Annotated in this window: 18 protein-coding genes; all 18 read left to right on the top strand. The window is 55.4% G+C overall.

Annotated features, from left to right (window positions below):
* Window positions 1-2 precede the first annotated feature (2 nt).
* Complete coding sequence (tssA, locus tag L462_RS14270; RefSeq protein WP_032678403.1) at window positions 3-1,019, top strand: type VI secretion system protein TssA; 1,017 nt, start codon at window positions 3-5, stop codon at window positions 1,017-1,019.
* Window positions 1,020-1,094: 75 nt separating this feature from the next.
* Window positions 1,095-1,619, top strand: coding sequence for a type VI secretion system contractile sheath small subunit (tssB, locus tag L462_RS14275; protein ID WP_032678402.1), 525 nt, complete (start codon window positions 1,095-1,097; stop codon window positions 1,617-1,619).
* A 3-nt stretch (window positions 1,620-1,622) separates the two neighbouring features.
* Window positions 1,623-3,122, top strand: coding sequence for a type VI secretion system contractile sheath large subunit (gene tssC, locus L462_RS14280; RefSeq protein ID WP_014170549.1), 1,500 nt, complete (start codon window positions 1,623-1,625; stop codon window positions 3,120-3,122).
* Window positions 3,123-3,187: 65 nt separating this feature from the next.
* Window positions 3,188-3,694 (top strand): type VI secretion system amidase effector protein Tae4, encoded by a 507-nt coding sequence (locus L462_RS14285; protein ID WP_020883459.1) that lies wholly within the window; start codon window positions 3,188-3,190, stop codon window positions 3,692-3,694.
* Window positions 3,691-4,116 (top strand): T6SS amidase immunity protein Tai4 family protein, encoded by a 426-nt coding sequence (locus tag L462_RS14290; protein ID WP_032678401.1) that lies wholly within the window; start codon window positions 3,691-3,693, stop codon window positions 4,114-4,116. The genes L462_RS14285 and L462_RS14290 overlap by 4 nt, the downstream gene beginning before the upstream one ends.
* A 180-nt stretch (window positions 4,117-4,296) precedes the next feature.
* Entirely contained in the window at window positions 4,297-4,779 is a 483-nt protein-coding gene (locus L462_RS14295) for an Hcp family type VI secretion system effector (RefSeq protein WP_014884229.1), read from the top strand.
* A 59-nt stretch (window positions 4,780-4,838) separates the two neighbouring features.
* Window positions 4,839-5,330, top strand: coding sequence for a type VI secretion system amidase effector protein Tae4 (locus L462_RS14300; RefSeq protein WP_032678400.1), 492 nt, complete (start codon window positions 4,839-4,841; stop codon window positions 5,328-5,330).
* A complete protein-coding gene (locus L462_RS14305; RefSeq protein ID WP_032678399.1) occupies window positions 5,327-5,680 on the top strand; it encodes a T6SS amidase immunity protein Tai4 family protein in 354 nt (117 codons plus the stop codon). The genes L462_RS14300 and L462_RS14305 overlap by 4 nt, the downstream gene beginning before the upstream one ends.
* A 478-nt stretch (window positions 5,681-6,158) precedes the next feature.
* On the top strand, window positions 6,159-6,551 hold the full coding sequence (locus L462_RS14310) for a hypothetical protein (protein ID WP_032678398.1): 393 nt from the start codon (window positions 6,159-6,161) through the stop codon (window positions 6,549-6,551).
* 133 nt (window positions 6,552-6,684) lie between these two features.
* Window positions 6,685-8,469: a type VI secretion system-associated FHA domain protein TagH gene (gene tagH / locus L462_RS14315; RefSeq protein WP_032678397.1), complete on the top strand. Its 1,785-nt coding sequence runs from the start codon at window positions 6,685-6,687 to the stop codon at window positions 8,467-8,469.
* Window positions 8,466-9,263 carry a PP2C family protein-serine/threonine phosphatase gene (locus L462_RS14320; RefSeq protein ID WP_014170545.1) on the top strand — a complete coding sequence of 266 codons (798 nt, stop codon included), beginning with the start codon at window positions 8,466-8,468 and terminating at the stop codon, window positions 9,261-9,263. The genes tagH and L462_RS14320 overlap by 4 nt, the downstream gene beginning before the upstream one ends.
* Window positions 9,264-9,279: 16 nt before the next feature.
* Window positions 9,280-10,266, top strand: a complete 987-nt coding sequence (locus L462_RS14325; RefSeq protein ID WP_020883465.1) for a hypothetical protein — start codon at window positions 9,280-9,282, stop codon at window positions 10,264-10,266.
* Window positions 10,267-10,275: 9 nt separating this feature from the next.
* The gene (locus tag L462_RS14330) at window positions 10,276-11,088 is read left to right on the top strand and encodes a type VI secretion system accessory protein TagJ (protein ID WP_032678396.1); all 813 of its coding nucleotides are present in this window, start codon (window positions 10,276-10,278) and stop codon (window positions 11,086-11,088) included.
* Window positions 11,081-11,644 (top strand): type VI secretion system baseplate subunit TssE, encoded by a 564-nt coding sequence (gene tssE / locus L462_RS14335; RefSeq protein ID WP_010432861.1) that lies wholly within the window; start codon window positions 11,081-11,083, stop codon window positions 11,642-11,644. The genes L462_RS14330 and tssE overlap by 8 nt, the downstream gene beginning before the upstream one ends.
* Window positions 11,645-11,646: 2 nt before the next feature.
* Complete coding sequence (gene tssF / locus L462_RS14340; protein ID WP_032678395.1) at window positions 11,647-13,518, top strand: type VI secretion system baseplate subunit TssF; 1,872 nt, start codon at window positions 11,647-11,649, stop codon at window positions 13,516-13,518.
* The gene (gene tssG / locus L462_RS14345) at window positions 13,515-14,558 is read left to right on the top strand and encodes a type VI secretion system baseplate subunit TssG (RefSeq protein ID WP_020883468.1); all 1,044 of its coding nucleotides are present in this window, start codon (window positions 13,515-13,517) and stop codon (window positions 14,556-14,558) included. Before tssF ends, tssG begins: the two co-directional genes overlap by 4 nt.
* A 34-nt stretch (window positions 14,559-14,592) precedes the next feature.
* Window positions 14,593-17,208 carry a type VI secretion system ATPase TssH gene (gene tssH / locus L462_RS14350; RefSeq protein ID WP_032678394.1) on the top strand — a complete coding sequence of 872 codons (2,616 nt, stop codon included), beginning with the start codon at window positions 14,593-14,595 and terminating at the stop codon, window positions 17,206-17,208.
* A gap of 24 nt (window positions 17,209-17,232) precedes the next feature.
* Window positions 17,233-18,669, top strand: coding sequence for a serine/threonine protein kinase (locus L462_RS14355; RefSeq protein ID WP_032678393.1), 1,437 nt, complete (start codon window positions 17,233-17,235; stop codon window positions 18,667-18,669).
* Window positions 18,670-18,697 lie beyond the last annotated feature (28 nt).

Here is an 18,697-nt window from a genome sequence, read left to right as displayed (position 1 = left end):
TTATGAATATCGAAGAATTTCTCGCGCCAATAAGCCCCGACAAGCCCTGTGGCGAAAACCTGGAGTATGACGCTGATTTCCAGCTCATGAATCAGGCCAGCCAGGGCAAAGCAGAGCAGCAGTTTGGCGACACCATCATTCCGGCAGAACCTGCTGACTGGAATACGGTGGAAAAATTCGCCACCAGCCTGCTGAGCCGCACCAAAGATCTGCGCGTCATGCTGGCGTTAACGCATGCATGGACACGTCGCCGCGGCCTTGCGGGCTACGCCAACGGGCTGTTACTGGTGCAGGAGGCGATCACGCGTTATTGGGAGCCGCTCTATCCGCTGCTGGAAGAGTATGGCGAAACCGACCCGTTTTACCGCATTAACGCCCTGGCCGGGCTGAGTGATAAGTCTGAACTGACCGTCGCCGTGCGTAACGCCTCGCTGCTGCGATCAAATGGCGATGAAATTTCACTTCGCGACGCTCAGGCACTGCTGGATGGCAGTAAAACCGAATGTCCGGATTACCCCGGTGGCCGTCCAAGACTGATTGACGAGCTGGCCCGCGGCGATCAGCCGGGCACGTCGGCGGTGATAGTGATTAACGAACGGCTGCTGGCCATTCGCGAGTTGCTCACTGGCCATCTTGGTGAAAGCGGCGTTCCGGAGATGGAACAGCTGCTGAAAACCGTCGGGCTGGTCGCCAGCGCCTGTCAGGTGACCGACATCAGCAAGCTGCTACCCAACCGGGAGGCACAGGCTGAGCTCAGCGCTGAACCTCAACCGGCGGTCGCACAACCCGTTCAGCAGGTTACAGACTGGCGCAGCGTGCAGGTCACCAGCCGCGCCGATGCACAGCTGATGCTGGAGAAAGCCAAACAGTATTTTGCGCAGTACGAACCGAGCCACCCCGCACCGTTGATGATTGAACGGGTGCAGCGGCTGTCAGAACTTAACTTTATGGACATTATTCGCGACCTGGCGCCAGACGGCGTTAACCAACTGGAAAACATCTTTGGACGCCGCGAATAACGCGTCCTGGCATTATGACGACAGGCATGGAGCCTGCCGTTTCACCTTCACCGCGCATCTTTGATGGAGAACATCATGGCAATGAGTAACAGTGGGCAGAAATTCATCGCACGTAACCGTGCCCCCCGCGTGCAGATCGAGTACGACGTAGAGATCTACGGTGCAGAACGTAAAATTCAGCTGCCGTTTGTGATGGGCGTCATGGCCGATCTGGTCGGCAAACCGGTGGAAAACCTGCCGGCAGTCGACGAGCGTAAATTCCTCGAAATCGACATTGATAACTTTGACGAGCGCATGAAAGCGCTGAAACCTCGCGTGGCGTTCCAGGTGGATAACACGCTGACCGGCGAAGGTAAGCTCAACGTTGATCTGACCTTCGACAGCATGGACGATTTCCTGCCGGACGCGGTAGCCCGCAAGGTTGAGCCGTTGAACAAGCTGCTGGAAGCACGTACTCAACTTTCCAACCTGCTGACCTATATGGATGGCAAAAACGGCGCGGAAGAGCTGATCGCTAAAATTCTGCAGGATCCGACGCTGCTCAAATCTCTGAGCCAGTCGCCGAAAAATGACGAAAGCGCGAAAGGTAGCGAGGAATAATCGATGAGCAACCAGACTCAACAACACGAGCAGCAGAGTGGTCAGGCGTTCAGCCAGGATGAATTCAGCGCGCTGCTGAACAAAGAGTTCCGTCCGAAAACCGATCAGGCGCGCTCCGCGGTGGAAAGTGCGGTAAAAACGCTGGCGCAGCAGGCGCTGGAAAATACCGTTACCTTCTCCAGTGACACCTACCGCACCATTCAGAACCTGATTGCCGGTATCGACGAGCAGCTGTCTCAGCAGGTGAACCAGATTATTCACCATGAAGAGTTCCAGAAGCTGGAGAGCGCCTGGCGCGGTTTGAGCTACCTGGTGAACAACACTGAAACCGACGAGATGCTGAAGATCCGCTTTATGAGCATCTCCAAGCAGGAGCTGGGTCGTACCCTGAAACGCTTTAAGGGCGTGGGCTGGGACCAGAGCCCAATCTTCAAGAAAATCTACGAGCAGGAGTATGGTCAGTTTGGTGGCGAGCCGTTTGGCTGCATCGTCGGCGACTACTACTTCGACCACAGTCCGCAGGACGTTGAACTGCTGGGCGAGATGGCGCGTATCGGCTCGGCGGCCCACTGTCCGTTTATCACCGGTACCGCACCGGGCGTGATGCAGATGGAGTCCTGGCAGGAACTCGCGAACCCGCGCGACCTGACCAAAATCTTCCAGAACACCGAGTATGCCGCGTGGCGTTCACTGCGTGAATCCGAAGATGCACGCTACCTTGGCCTGGTGATGCCGCGCTTCCTGTCGCGCCTGCCGTACGGTATTCGCACTAACCCGGTCGACAGCTTCGATTTCGAAGAGCAGACCGATGGCGCGAACCACAACAGCTACTCCTGGGCGAACGCCGCGTATGCCATGGCTGCCAACATCAACCGCTCCTTTAAAGAGTACGGCTGGTGTACCTCAATCCGCGGCGTGGAGTCTGGCGGGGCGGTTGAAAATCTGCCATGTCACACCTTCCCGAGCGACGACGGCGGCGTGGACATGAAATGCCCGACCGAGATCGCCATCAGCGATCGTCGTGAAGCCGAGCTGGCGAAGAACGGCTTTATGCCGCTGGTTCACCGCAAAAACTCTGACTTTGCCGCCTTCATCGGCGCGCAGTCTCTGCAGAAACCGGCTGAGTACCACGACCCGGATGCGACCGCTAACGCGCGTCTGGCATCCCGTCTGCCGTACCTGTTCGCCTGCTGCCGCTTTGCCCACTACCTGAAGTGCATCGTGCGCGACAAAATTGGCTCCTTCCGTGAACGTGAAGAGATGGAACGCTGGCTGAACGACTGGGTGATGAACTATGTGGACGGTGACCCGGCTAACTCCTCACAGGAGACCAAGTCCCGTAAACCGCTGGCAGCTGCCGAAGTGCAGGTGCAGGAAATTGAAGATAACCCGGGCTATTACGCCGCGAAATTCTTCCTGCGTCCACACTACCAGCTGGAAGGTCTGACCGTTTCTCTGCGTCTGGTTTCTAAACTGCCGTCACTGAAGACGAAAGACGCGTGATGATGATTGCCGCCGGGAGGCCTTACCCGGCGCCTGCTTTATAGCATGGAAATGTGAGAGGAAATATGACCGCGAGACCTTCGTTTGTTGCTGCCTGGGCGGCGGCAACACGTATTTACGATGCAAATGATTCTATCGGCAAAGTTAAGCAAATTATCGGCGGCAAGGTTAAGCACAACTTCGAAATACCGCAAGATCAGGGTGGGTGGTCAAATAGTTGTGCCGTACGCATGAGTTATGTTCTGAACTATACCGGGCATCCCGTCCCGCGTATTGCAAATCTCACGGTATCCGGTGCTGATAATAAATGGTATTTCTATCGGGTAAAGGATGTTATTGCCTGGTTGACGCGTCAGTGGGGTAAACCTGACATGGTCGTGAGTTATCCTTCCTTACCCGTTCAACAATTAGCCAACAAAAAGGGCGTAATTCTGTTTGAGGTACAGGGCTGGAGTGACGCCGCAGGTCATGCCACATTCTGGAATGGTTTAACCTGTTCGGATCATTGTTATTTCAATGCACCGGAGACGAATTACACGACGACCAAAGCCAATTTTTGGGAGTTGCCATGAAAAAAATAATTGCCAGTCTACTGTTGCTTACCAGTTCCGCCTCTGTTTATGCAACTGACGATCCGGTGTTGTTTGTCAAAAAAATGCCTTATAAGCAAGTTGTTAAAGACGTTGTTTTTTCTCGCTGTCTGGCACAAGTTTCAGATGATAAAAGCCAGTTTTCTCTGGATGCAGCCCGTAGCAGTAGTGCATTACTGGAATGGGTGCCTTTCGATATTGAAAATGGCAATGACAAAATTAATGCCCTTATTGATAAATATAAAGGCGCAACCAATGCCTTTCATTCTGAGATAAAACCCGATGTCAAAGGCGTAACGTTAAACTGTCTACGTCTTTATCATAGTGACGAACTTAATAAACTTGTACCTCAATTAATTATAGGCAATCCTGACCGCACCTGGCTTCAGGATAATCCGCAGTAGTAAAGACTTCACATTCTTTCCTTTCATTCAGGGGGAATGTCAAGACTGTCAAATGACACGGGTCATTTGATATGAGGCAGAGGTAAAATATGGACGGTTTTATTCAGCCCCATGCTTTCCTGTTTGCCATATAAGTGCTTTTTCGAAAGCAATATTGTTCATCCACGAAGAGTAGATATTATGGCTATTGATATGTTTCTGAAGGTCGAGGGTGTTACGGGCGAATCTAAAGATTCTAACCACACCGGCTGGACTGATATTACCTCCTTCTCCTGGGGCGCTTCCCAGCCAGGTAATATGAGTGTTGGTGGCGGCGGCGGCGCCGGTAAAGTTAACTTTAACGATCTGCACGTTAACGCTCTGATCGATAAATCCACTACAGCAATTCTCAAACACTGCGCAAGCGGTAAGCACCTGACTAAAGTTGAACTGTCCGTGTGCAAAGCGGGTGGTCAGCAAGTTGAATATACCCGCATCACGCTCGAAGATGTGCTGGTAACTTCTGTTCAGTACACCGGTGCAGACAACGGCGACACCGTTGGTGTGACCTATGCATTCCAGGCTGCGAAAGTGAAACAGCAGTATTGGGAGCAGACCACTGCTGGTGGTAAAGGTGCTGAAAGCAGCGCTGGCTGGAACATCAAAGAAAACAAAGAAGCGTAATGATAGTGGGCCCGAAAGGGCTCACTTTTACGTGACCTTCTTAGGATGGAGAAAGAAGAATGTCTGCTATGCGTCCTGCTTTTGGTGCTGCCTGGAACAGATTCAGAGAAGTTAACGTTAATGTGGAACAGGTTGGCAAATTATTGGGTGGAAAAGTTCAGCATAATATCGATGCTGGTATTTTTAAAAATGCCTGTCCCATTCGTATGAGCTATGTTTTGAATTATTGTGGTATACCTATTCCGTCTAATAGCAAATACGCGACAGTGACCGGAAATGACAAAAAACGCTATATGTTCCGCGTTAAAGATATGATTGCATTTCTTCCTACTGTTCTGGGTCATGCAGATATGTCAGTCGCCTCTCCTACACCAGCACAATTTTCAGGCAAGCAAGGCATTATTATCTTTACCGGCCATGGGTGGAGTGATGCAACCGGACATGTAACACTCTGGAATGGAAATATTTGCTCTGATGATTGCCATTTCCTTGGATCACCCGGCAATGGTTCGTTTATTCCTACGAATGCAACATTCTGGAGCCTGAAATGAAACGTTTATTACTGCTCGCATTAGCATTAAATGCCACCGTTGTTTATGCCCAAACATTGCCTGATGTCAGTGCTTTTACTCAACAACAAATTTTTGAAAACTGGGTGCAAAATCGTTGTATCAGTAAGATTGCGGACAGTAAGAGTTTAAAAGATGATGCAGAGGCCAGCGCTGCCGCATGGCTCGAAGCAAGCAATTTACCTGCAGAGAATTTTGAAAAAGCGGACAACATTATTGTTTCCTTACTTAAAGAGAAGGTAGGCGGTAGCGAACCGGGCCATTATCAGGTGTTGAAGTGCAGCTTAATCACCAACAGCGACGCAATTCGAAAGCTAAACACCCAAAAATAGAGTCATTTGGTGGTCATGTAGAAGCTTGCAGGCAAATGAATAATTTTAATATTACGTGAAGAATGACGTGAGTTCGAATATGTTCTCAACGTTATAATTTTTTTGTTCTGGTGATGAGTTTTTATATATTGATTGTCTAAACCATTCAAGTGAGACTCCGTGAGTCTATCAGCCATTAACGCAAACTGGGTTGCTACGAAAAGAAGATTCCCATAAGTATAATGGCACTCCGTCTGGTTCTGAAATAGTCTGGCTCTCTTCACATAACGAAAAGATTATTTTCACGGTGGCTTTTTTAATGTTTTAATTTTGAAAGGTATTAATTGATTCTGAGTGTTAATTAACTTTACACCCAAACGTCGCTGCTGGGCGGTTGTGATTTTATGCTCCATTGGGCGCGGCACGGATAAAAGCTTCAAAATGAGTAGCTAGATTTGCCAAAGGGATTAGCAAATTGACTTATTCGGGAGGTAAGTAAATGTCTGAATTAATGCGCTTAATCTTGCTCTCATCAGTATTTTTAGGGTTGTTTATTTCTTTGGTGTTGTATATTTATTTTTATCGAAAGTACTCGCAAGAACTTACAAAAGCATTTCACCTTCTAAGTAGTAAACAGTACTTAGATATAAATGATTATCTTTTTTATAACCAGCTTGGTTTGCCTGGCTTTGCTCATCGTGTTTTTTTAATGAGAAGAATAATTGCGTGCAAGCCGATTAAGCCAGATGATAAAAAGCAAATCACCCCAGAAGCCGGAAGATGTATATTATCAATATATCGATTCTCCTGGATTGAAATCTTTTACAAATTAACGATTTTTGTGGCGATTTTAATGTTATTGTTATTTGTGCTGGTTGCTACTGGGCAATAGTCATGCCATTCCAAAGGATGTTTACTTTTTTATAAATTACTTAAAATGTTCTTTGCCTTAACCCCCAAACGCCGCCGTTCTCGCCCCGAGAGCGGCAGCGTTTGAGCGCTAATCATACCAGCAGGAATACGCCATGCGATTCACGATTATTTCTACAAAACCCGGTCATCAGCCGCCGCAGAGCAGCTGTGATTTTTATGCCCCGGGCGGCACCATTGGGCGCGGTACGGATAACAATCTGGTATTGCCGGACAATGACCGCACCATCTCGCGTTTGCAGGCCATTGTTCACGTTGACGCCCAGGGCGAATGCCGCGTCACTAACCGTGGCAGCGTCACCCGCGTGGTATTGAATGACATTCCGCTTGAGCGCGGGCGCCAGGTAGAGCTGCAGGATGGGGACATTCTCGGTATTGATGATTACCGCATCGAAGTGACCGAACTGATTCATGATACGCAGCCAGTCAGCCGCATGGCGGCGACCATGCAGCAGCAGGCGCGTCCAGCCGCGGCCCCTGCGGCAGCCCCGCAGCCAAAGCCTGCGAGCGCCGCCCCGCGCGGGAAGGCGGAACCGACTGCTGTGCCGTCGGAAATCTGGGATAGCCTGATGCAGGAGTTCTCTATCTCCGACAGCATTTCCAGTTCTCGGGCGAAGCCGCAGCCGGCAGCGTCGCACGATCCCTTCTCCCAGCCTGTCGCACCTGAGCGTAACGCTGAAGATCCGCTGGCGATGTTCAATGACAGCGATCCGAAGCTTGAGCGTAAGAACGTGGATCCGGATACGCTGTTCAGTGACGAAGCATTGTTCAAAAAAGAGAGCATTTTTGACGACGTCACCCCGTCTACGCTGGTGCCGCCCAATGAAGCTAAACCTGCGCAGCCTCAAGAAGAGCAGACGGATGAACTCGATCCGCTGGCACTGTTTGGCGGTAGTGCCAGCGCACCTGCCGCACGAAATGATGACCCCCTCGGGTTGATGGGCGGGGCACCGTTAACCCATCCGGATGAGATTGTCGGCGATAAGCCAGAGACCGTCGTTGAGCCAGAACTGACGCCAGAGCCGCAAGCAGAACAGGAAGAGGACGTCCTTGCCGCTTCTCCGCTGTTTGCTCCTGAGCCGCAGGTGCCGCCGCGCGTTGAAGAAGAAGAGCCGGCGCGACCGGATTATGCCGGCTTCACCATGCCAACCCCGCAGGCCGTGGCGCGCAGTAATGCCCAGGCACCTAAAGGGCGTTTGCGTATTGACCCGGTCAAAAACGCGGCGTCGCCAGCAGCCCATAATGGCGAAAAGGGTGAAGTACTGCAGGGCGAATTACTTGAGGCGCTGCTGGAAGGGATGGGGCTCAGCGAAATGCAGCCCGTCCCGCAGTTTGACCGCGAAAATATGCGTCAGCTGGGGCAAATTCTGGGCATGTTCTCTCAGGGCACCGTGGCGCTGCTTTCTTCGCGCTCCATTCTCAAGCGCGGCGTAAAAGCCGATATGACCATGGTACTTGATGATGCCAACAACCCGTTCAAACTGTTGCCGACCGGGAAAACCGTTCTGATCCAGATGTTCGGTACGCCAATGCCGGGCTTTATGCCGCCGACAAAATCCGTGCGTGACGCGCTGATCGATCTGCAGGCGCATCAGTTGGGTATGATCTCCGGTATCCGCGCCATCATTGCCGCCATGCTGCAATCCTTCAACCCGGAACAGCTGGAAGAGCAGGCGAAGCAGAACGGGATGACCTCCCGGCTGGCGCTGCCGGGCAGCCGCAAAGCCGCGTTGTGGGACTACTTTGTCCGCAGCTACGGTGAAACGGCAGGCGAGATTGAGGATGACTTCCACACCCTGTTTGGCGAAGCCTTCCTCCATGCCTATGACATGGAGGTAAATCAGTACAAAGACTCACAGAGCGGATCGGAAGAAAAATGAATATCGCAACGGCTTCTCTCTCCCGCCAGGGGACGCGCGCCAGCAACCAGGATCAGACGGGAGAAACCATAGGGGAACGTTCAGCCTGTTTTGTCGTCTGTGATGGTATCGCTGGTCTGCCGGGCGGTGAGGTGGCCGCTGAACTGGCCCGCAACAGTATTATCTCCCGTTTTGATGGCGACAAGCACCTGAACGCGCAGCATATTCGCGACTATGTGCAAACGGCGAATCGCACCATTCTCAGCGAACAGCAGGCGGTTCAGGATTATCGTCGGATGGGCACCACGCTGGTCAGTCTGTTTATCGACAGAGATTACCGGCTGGCCTACTGGGCACATGCCGGGGACAGTCGCCTGTATCTGTTTCGCCGGGGATGGCTGTGGCATGTCACCACCGATCACAGCCTGGTTCAGCAGATGAAAGATGCAGGGCACGACACCGATAACCTCAACAGCAATCTGCTCTATCTGGCGCTGGGTATTGAAAACGGTGGGCCAGAAGCGAGCTACAGCGATGTGGTGCAGGTCGAAGATGGTGATGCATTTCTACTCTGTACGGACGGATTCTGGCACGGCGTCAGCGAAGAACAGATGAAACAGTCGCTGCACATGGTTAACACGCCGCAAGAGTGGCTGACCTTAATGAACCAAATCATCCAAAAGAATGGCGAACAGGAGGGGAATGCTCAGGATAACTATACCGCCCTGGCGGTATGGATGGGTAACCCTCAGGACACCACTTTGCTGCATACGCTTTCTGACGCAGCACAATTTCTTCCCTGCGGAACTGATTAGACACACAAGGAACGATATGAAACTTTGGCTATCGGGTTTAGCACTTCTGGCGGTGGCGTCCACCGCGCAGGCTGAGAATTTCCGCATCGTGCAGTCTCCTGCGCAGAAGCTGGATATCTGGATTGATAACATCAAAGACAACACCCCACAGAGCTGGTGTAAGTCAGAGATTGCGCTGCGTATCGTGGCGAACGGCAACAAAGACGTCTCGGTTCTGGAGAACTTTGTCCCGCGTCTGGGCTCGCTGCTGGAACACCAGTGCAGCAAAGTCAGTAAACTGAGCTGGACGCTGAACGATCCGTCCGGGACGACGCTGGCGCAGGGGACAGCAGGCAAAGCGCAGGACTGGGCGCTGGTGGTAAAACAGCAGCAGACTGCGCCAGTGAGTACTCCGGCCAGCGGTGCGTTGCTGCCGCCGGACCAGAACGCGGAAACCCACACGGTTGCTGCCGATCGCACGCCGTGGCAGGAATTTACCCTTCAGGACGGCTGCCATCTACGTACCTTCTGGGAAGGGGGCTCGTCTGCTCCGGCGCTCTTTATTCCGGATTCAGACACCACCCGCTGCGGAAACGGGAGCTGGCTGAGTGGTCACACGGTTATCTCACAGTCCCGTAATGGTGGACAAAAAGAGATACCGGTGACCTACATTCACGGCTTCCCGGTCATGGGACTGAATCAAAGTGCCGACCCGGAAAACGCGCTGATCACCTCCGTCAACAAAGAGCGCATGGTTTTCAGCACCTCCAACAGCGACCAGAGCTGGATGATCCTGCCTTACGACAGCAGCCTCAACGGCTGGAAAAGCAACGGCACGGTGGCCGTGGAGATTTCACGTGAGACCGCCAGCGACGATGCAAAACTGCAGGCGCGTATCGCCGCGGTGAAAAAAATCTGGGGCGCCTGGGTTACCCCTGGCACAACGCTCAATATCGTTCTGATTGACACCCTGCGCCCTCAGCTGCGCGATCCGGCAGTCGGCGCCTGGCGCGCGGCAAACTAAGGAATGGCTATGAATACGCTCTATCAACACCTGGCGGGTGAATCGCTGAGTGACGCGCTGGTGCGTCTTGAAGCTGAGATCAAAGTCCGTCCGGCCGATGCCGATCTCCGCGCCGCGTTTGTGCAGTTTTTGACCCTCAGTGGTAACTGGACGCGTGCCCTGACTCAGCTGAAAAGCTGGCTGGCACTTAAGCCCCAGGCTAAACCAACCGTTACCCTGCTGGAGCAGTCCATCCAGGGGGAGCTGCAGCGCGCGCAGGTGATGGCGGGGCAGGCTCGTCCTGCCATGCCTGAAACGCAGTGGCCGTGGCTTACCACGCTTGCCGCCGCGCTTAATGACGCGGGAGAGCGTGCTCAGGCGCTGCGTCTGGAAGCCCTTGAGCAGGCGCAGGCAACGGCGGGTCAAATCACGCTTGAGAATGACGAGACGCAGGCATTCGCATGGCTGATGGACGGCGATGCTCGTCTGGGGCCCGTGTGTGAAACCATCGTCAACGGCCGTTATTTCTGGCTGCCGTTTAACGCCATCGCCGAGATCCGTTTCCAGGCCCATGCCAGCGTGACTGACCTGGTGTGGCGTCATGCGCTGGTGCGCCTGACGGACGGTACCGAACAGGTTTGCCAGATCCCGGCGCGCTATCCTTTCGCAGCGGATGCGTCTGACGCGGTTAAGCTCGCGCGCACCACCGAGTGGCTGCCGCTCGACAATGACGGCACGCTGTATGAAGGCATGGGGCAGAAAGCCTGGCTTAGCGAGCAAAGCGAAAGCCCGTTGCTGTCGTTGAACCTGGTGACGTTTGCTGCGGATGGAGCCCATGAGTAATCCCGCTGGCGAAGGCGATCTGCTGCGCAGCGGCTGGCAAGCCCGCAGCAAGCAGGAGAAGGTGGGGGCGCGCGATAAAATGCAGCCCTCGCTGCTGGATCGCCTCACCGATAACGATCCGGAAAAAAAACGCGAGTCCGCCAACAGTAATCTGATTACCCACGCCGCCCTGCGCCGCAACGTGCTGCGGGATCTGCAGTGGTTGTTTAACACCATCAACCATGACGCATCTGGTGACCTGAGCGCGTTGCCGCATGTGAACCGCTCGGTGGTTAATTTTGGCGTCGCGCCGCTGGCCGGGAAAAGAATGTCAGACATTGAATGGCACGACATTCAGCGCAAGCTTACCGAGGCCATCATTAACTTCGAACCGCGCATTTTGCCGCAGGGACTGCAGGTCCGCTGTGTGTCAGACACCTCGTCACTGGATCTGCACAACGTGTTGTCCATTGAGATAAAAGGGCGTCTGTGGTGTGTGCCGTACCCGCTGGAGTTTCTGTTTCGCACCGATGTCGATCTGGAAAACGGCCATTTTGAACTGAAAGATGCGGGGTGATCATGGAAAGTAAACTGCTCGAATATTACAACCGTGAACTGGCCTATCTGCGTGAAATGGGCGCTGAATTTGCCGAGCGCTATCCCAAAGTCGCGGGTCGACTGGGCATGCACGGCATCGAAGTGGCGGATCCGTATACAGAACGCCTGATGGAGGGGTTCGCGTTCCTGACCTCCCGCGTGCAAATGAAAATGGATGCGGAGTTCCCGCGCTTCTCCCAGCGTTTGCTGGAAATGATTGCGCCAAACTATCTCGCGCCAACCCCCTCAATGGCGATTGCTGAAATCCAGCCCGACAGCACGCGTGGCGATCTGAGCAACGGTTTTAAGGTGCCGCGCGGCACCATGATGGACAGCCTGGCGCTGAAAAAGACCGGGGTCACCTGCAGCTACACCACGGCGCATGAAGTTAATCTGCTGCCGCTGAAAATCGATAAGGTCGAGCTGGGCGGTGTACCTGCCGATCTGCCGCTGGCGCAGCTGGGCCTGAGCCAGCGGGGGATCAACAGCGCGTTACGGATCCGTATTGCCTGCGATGGCCCGCAGCATCTTGGGCATCTGGATTTTGACCGTCTGGAGTTTTTCCTTAGCGGCCCGGATATTGAGGCGCTCAAGCTGCTTGAGCTGGTCATGGAGCACCACGCCGGGATTGTCTGCCAGACCGTCAGCAAGCTCCCGCAGCGACAGCTGCTCTCTGCGGATGCCTTGCGACAGGAAGGGTTTGAGCCGGACCAGGCGCTGCTTCCGGACGACCTGCGCAACTTTGACGGCTATCGTCTGCTGCAGGAATACTTTGCGTTTCCGGCACGGTTCCGCTTTATCAGCCTCAGCGGTCTGGGCAAGCTTATCCAGCACTGTGAAAATGAAAAAGCGTTCGATATTTTCATCCTGCTGGATAAAAGCGATGAGCAGCTGGAGCGGGTGGTTGATGCCAGCCATCTGGCGATGCATTGCACGCCGGTGATCAACCTTTTCCCGAAAGTGGCGGCGCGGCAGAAGCTGAGCGAGAGCCAGCATGAATATCATCTGGTGGTGGATAACATCCGTCCCCTGGATTATGAAATTTATGCGGTAAACAAAATCTTCGGCAGTGCCGACGGCCAGCGTGATGACCAGACATTCCGTCCTTTCTGGAGCACCTGGAGCGGTGATGCGGGCAACTACGGCGCCTATTTTTCCCTGCGCCGCGAGCAGCGAGTGCTCTCTGAACATGCCCTGCGCTACGGTACCCGCACCGGTTATATCGGCTCCGAAGTCTTTGTTTCGCTGGTGGATGAACAGCATGCACCCTGGCAGGAAAATCTGCGCTATATCTCCGCGGAAGTATTGTGCACCAGCCGCGACCTGCCGCTGATGCTTCAGCAGGAGCTCGGACAGTTCATCATGGCCGATTCCATGCCGGTGAAATCCCTGACCCTGCGAAAAGGCCCAACGCCGCCGCGTCCGGCTCTGGCCGAAGGGTTTAGCACCTGGCGATTGATCAGCCAACTGCAGATGAACTATCTCAGCCTGATGGACAGCGAAAACGAAGAGGGTGCCGCCGCCCTGCGTCAGCTGTTAGGGCTGTATGCTAACCTGGCGGAGACGCCGGTTGCGCGTCAGGTTGAGGGCGTTCGCCACTGCGTGCTGGAGCCGGTTCACCGTCGCGTCCCGGAGCCGGGTCCGGTGGTCTTTGCGCGCGGGATCGGCATTACTCTGACGGTGGATGAGCGTGCGTTTTCCGGCGCCAGCCCCTGGCTTTTCGGCAGCGTGCTGGAACGCCTGTTTGCCCGCCTGGTGTCCATCAACAGCTTTACTGAATTCACGCTGAAGAGTCAGCAGCGCGGTGAGATTGGCTACTGGGCACCGCGTATGGGGAAAAGGGCACTACTATGAGCGAAGTCGCCTCCGCGCCGCTGCGTGTCCATCGCCTGACGCCGTTGCCGGACGCTTTCTGGCGCGGCGTACGTGAGACGCCGTGGCGCTACGATCTGTTCCAGCTATTAAGACGCATTGATGCCCAGGGCGGTGAACGTTATCCGCTGGGGCGCGCGCCGCTGCCGAAATTTGAGCCGTTACGTATCGGTCAGCAGCCATCGATGAGCTTTGCGCCGTCAACCCTCGCGCAGGTGCGCCAGCGTGAAGAGAACGGGCTGCACGAGGTGTCTATCCTCAGCTTCGGTCTGTTTGGTCCAAATGGCCCGCTGCCCGTCCATATGACAGAGTACGCCCGCGAGCGTATTCATCATCATCAGGACACCAGCCTGAGCGCGTTTGCCGATCTGTTCCATCATCGCCTGACGCTGTTGTTTTACCGCGCCTGGGCTGATGCGCAGCCCGCCGTCTCTCTTGACCGCGCGGACAACAAACGCTTTGAGGGGTACCTGGCATCCTTGATCGGCATGGGCCAGCCGGGGCAGATGACCAAAGGCAGCCTGAGCGCACATGCCCGTTTTACTCATGCCGGACACCTGACTCGTCACGCCCGGGATCCGGAAGGGCTGGAGAAGATCCTGCGCAACTATTTTAACGCCCCGGTAAAACTGGTCACGAACGTGGCGCAGTGGATGCCGCTTTCGCCGCGGGAACAGGCGCAGTTGGGTGAAGGGCGTCGACTGCCGCGGATGGGAGAATCCGCTTTTCTCGGCGTTGCGGTGCGCGACGTGCAGCACAAGTTTCGTATCGAAATCGGCCCACTGAGCGCGGAAGAGTACAACCGCTTTCTGCCAGGCGAAGCGTGGGTCACTGAACTGCGCGACTGGGTACGCCAGTACGCAGGGGTAGAATTTGAATGGGAAACTCGGGTTATTCTGCGCGCCGACGCGGTGCAGGGTGCCTCGCTCGGTAGCGCCGGGCGGTTAGGTTACAACACCTGGCTGGGCCTTCAGCCTCAGCCTGTCCCACGTGGCGATCTGGTGTATCGCGCAGAGCGATAATTTTTCTAACGCATTGTTATCAACGGAACCGAACATGTCAGAAATCAGCCGTGCCGTGCTTTTCGGCAAACTGGATACGCTGTTATTTACCTCACTGGAAAGCGCCACCGCGTTCTGCAAGCTGCGCGGCAACCCCTATGTTGAACTGGTGCACTGGCTGCATCAACTGATGCAGCAGCAGGATGGCGATCTGCAACAGGTGATTCGTCATTTTGCCCTCGATGAACAGCAGCTGACGCGCGATATCGTGGCCGCACTGGATGCGCTGCCACGTGGCGCGAGTTCTGTTTCCGATCTGTCAGAACATATCGACAGCGCCGTGGAGCGCGCGTGGGTGTTTGGCTCGCTGAAGTATGGCGTCAGCCGTATTCGCGGCGGGCATTTACTGATTGGCATCCTGAAAACCTGGAATCTGGCTAACGTGCTGAAAAGCATCTCGGCGCAGTTCACCCGCCTTAACGTCGACGTGCTGATCGAGCAGTTTGATGCGATTTGCGCTCAGAGCAAAGAGACGCAGCAGGCGGCCGCTGCCGCGGATACGCCAGCCGGTACGGTGCCTGCCGCACAGGGGACGTTAGCCCAGTATGGTCAGGACCTGACTGCGCGCGCCCGTGAAGGGAAGATTGACCCGGTTGTCGGGCGCGATGAAGAGATCCGCCAGATGGTCGATATTCTGATGCGCCGTCGCCAGAATAACCCGCTGCTGACCGGGGAAGCTGGCGTTGGCAAAACGGCGGTGGTGGAAGGGCTGGCGCTGCGTATCGCCGAAGGCGACGTGCCGGCACCGTTGCAGAATATTCAGCTTTGGCTGCTGGATATCGGCATGCTGCAGGCTGGCGCAGGCATGAAAGGCGAGTTCGAAGCGCGTCTACAGGCCCTGATTAATGAAGTGCAGTCCAGCTCTACGCCAGTCATTCTGTTTATCGATGAGATCCACACCCTGATTGGCGCAGGCGGCCAGCAGGGTACCGGTGATGCCGCTAACCTGTTAAAGCCGGCTCTGGCGCGCGGGCAACTGCGCACCATCGGGGCCACCACGTGGGCGGAATACAAAAAATACATCGAGAAAGACCCGGCGCTGACCCGTCGTTTCCAGACGGTACAGGTTCACGAGCCGGACGAAGCCAAAGCCATTCTGATGCTGCGCAGCACGGTGTCACCGCTGGAGACGCATCACCAGGTACTGCTTCTCGACGAAGCGGTCAGCGCGGCGGTCAAGCTTTCACATCGTTATATTCCGGCACGCCAGTTGCCGGATAAAGCCGTTGCGCTGCTTGATACTGCCTGTGCCCGCGTGGCGGTCAGCCAGAGCGCGCCACCGGCACAGCTGGAAGATTGCCTGCGCCATCTCGCGGCCCTGGATGTGGAGATCGAGATTGCCGGACGCGAAGCGCGCGTGGGTGCCGGCGATCCGGAGCGCGTCGCAGCCTTGACCGCCGAGCGCGATACATACGAAACAAAGCGCGAAGCCCTGACCCAGCGCTGGGAAGAGGAACGTGCTCTTGTGACTGAAATCATCCGCCTGCGTGCCGCGCTTTTTGCCGCGGGTGATGACGAGACCGGCGAACTGCGCAGCGCGCTTAACGCGCAGCAGCAGGCGCTCAACGCTTTACAGGGCGACGAGCCGCTGCTGTTTGCGGCGGTGGATGAAAACGTGGTGGCGGCGGTGGTCTCTGACTGGACCGGTATCCCGCTGGGCCGGATGGTGAAAAACGAGATTGATGCGGTGCTCAACCTGGCTGATACCCTCAACCAGCGCGTCATCGGCCAGCGTCACGGCCTGGATCTGATTGCCCGTCGCGTGAAAACCTCGCGGGCAAAACTCGATGATCCGAACAAACCTGTTGGCGTATTTATGCTCTGTGGCCCGTCCGGCGTGGGGAAAACGGAAACTGCACTGGCGCTGGCGGAGTCGCTTTATGGTGGTGAGCAGAACGTTATCACCATCAACATGAGTGAATTCCAGGAAGCCCACACCGTTTCCACCTTAAAAGGTGCGCCTCCGGGATACGTGGGTTATGGTGAAGGCGGGGTGTTAACCGAGGCCGTTCGCCGTCGCCCGTACAGCGTGGTCTTGCTGGACGAAATTGAAAAAGCGCACCCGGATGTACATGAAATCTTCTTCCAGGTCTTCGATAAAGGCTGGATGGAAGATGGCGAGGGCCGCCATATTGATTTCCGTAACACCATCATTATTCTGACGTCCAACGTCGGCACCGATCTGATCAGCGCCATGTGTGCCGATCCGGAACTGATGCCTGAGCCTGAGGCGTTAAGCGGCGCGTTGCGTCAGCCGCTGCTGGAGGTCTTCCCGCCGGCGCTGCTGGGCCGTCTGCTGGTGGTGCCGTATTATCCACTGAGCGACGAGATGCTGGGGCAGATTGTCCGCCTGCAGCTCAAACGCATTCAGCGTCGTCTGCAAGAGAATCACAATATTATTTCCGAGTTTGATGACAGCGTGGTGGAACAAATTGTTCAGCGCTGTACCGAGGTGGAGTCTGGCGGCCGCATGGTGGACGCTATTCTGACAAACACCTTGCTGCCTCAGATGAGCCAGATATTACTTACCGCCAGCCGCAGCGATGAGCAGTACCGACGTCTGCACGTCACCTGTGAGCAGGGCGAGTTTCACTGTCAGTTTGCCGCGTAATAATCATCAAGAGAACTGTAAAAGATGACGGATAATGATAACAATCGGACTGTCCCAAACGCGCTCCCGGTCGGGTATCGCTTCAACGAGTTTGAAATTAAAGAGGTGATCGGCGGCGGCGGGTTCGGCATCGTCTATCGCGCGTGGGATCATCAGCTCGAACGCACTATCGCTATCAAAGAATTTATGCCTGCCTCGCTCGCCGTGCGCGGCGACGATATGACGCTGGTACTGCGCAGCGAACGTTTTGGCAAAGCGTTTTCCGCCGGTCTGAACAGCTTCATTCAGGAAGCCCGCCTGCTGGCGCGCTTCAACCACCCGAACCTGCTTCACGTGCTGCGTTTCTGGGTGCAAAACGATACGGCCTATATGGGAACGCTGTTCTATAGCGGTACCACGCTCTCCCGCCTGCGCGAACAAAAACCGGAGCTGATTAACGAAGCCTGGATCCGTCGTATGCTGCCCATGCTGTTCGGTGCCATTAAGACAATTCATGACGAAGGCTATTTGCACCGCGACATCTCTCTGGATAACATCCAGATTCAGGACAACGGCCTGCCGGTTCTGCTCGATTTCGGCTCAGCGCGCCGCACCATTGGTAATCTCTCTGACGAGACGGAAACCATGCTGCGCCCGGGCTTTGCGCCGATCGAGCAGTACACTGACGACAACGAAAGCGAGCAGGGCCCGTGGACGGATATTTATGCTCTCGGCGCCGTGCTGCGTACCCTGATTGTCGGCTCACCGCCGCCGGTCAGCGTGGTGCGCTCAATCCAGGACACCTGCAAACCGCTGGTGGAACTGCAGCCACAGGGCTATTCCCTCTCGCTGTTGCAGGCCATTGACCGGGCGCTGGCGTTGCACATGGAAGACCGACCGCAGTCCATCGATGAATTCGCGGCGCTGATTGAGATGCCGGTAGCGGGTATCGACGATGTACTGAGCGCGAAAAAACCGGGCACGATGCTGGTACCGGTAGAGGAAGAGGCACCGGCTTCTGCACTGGACTGGCACCGGTACAAAATCCCGGCAATGGTTGCTGCGGGCGTGCTGGTTGGCGTCGTCGCCGGAGCGATGCTGTTTAGCGGTGGCGACCATGATGCGCCAGAGCAGGCGGCGCAGGCCCCCGCTGAGACGCGCACCGTTGAAACTGCATCGAACGCGCCGGATGTGAAACCGGAAACGGCGAAAGCCAGTGAACAGACTGCACCGACTGCGACAGCGCAACCGGCCACCCCGCCGGTGGATGCCAGCCCGGTGGCACTGGTCTATATCCGTATTCTTGACGGTGAGACCCTGAAAGTGAACAGTGAGCCAAAAACACTGCGTCCGGCGAATAACGGTTATGCATCGCTCAAGCTACCTGCGGGCGAGGCCAGAATTGAACTGCAGGGCAACGGGAAAACGCGTACCCAGACGCTGGATATCGCGAAGCCTGGCACCTGGCTGGTGAATCCGTAAGTAAGGTAAGCAGGGACTGGTAACAGGA

Source organism: Enterobacter sp. BIDMC 26 (genome assembly GCF_000534435.1).
Classification (GTDB): Bacteria; Pseudomonadota; Gammaproteobacteria; order Enterobacterales; family Enterobacteriaceae; genus Enterobacter; species Enterobacter ludwigii.
Note: the sequence above shows the minus strand (reverse complement) of the source record. Positions and strands in the feature narration are given on the sequence as shown.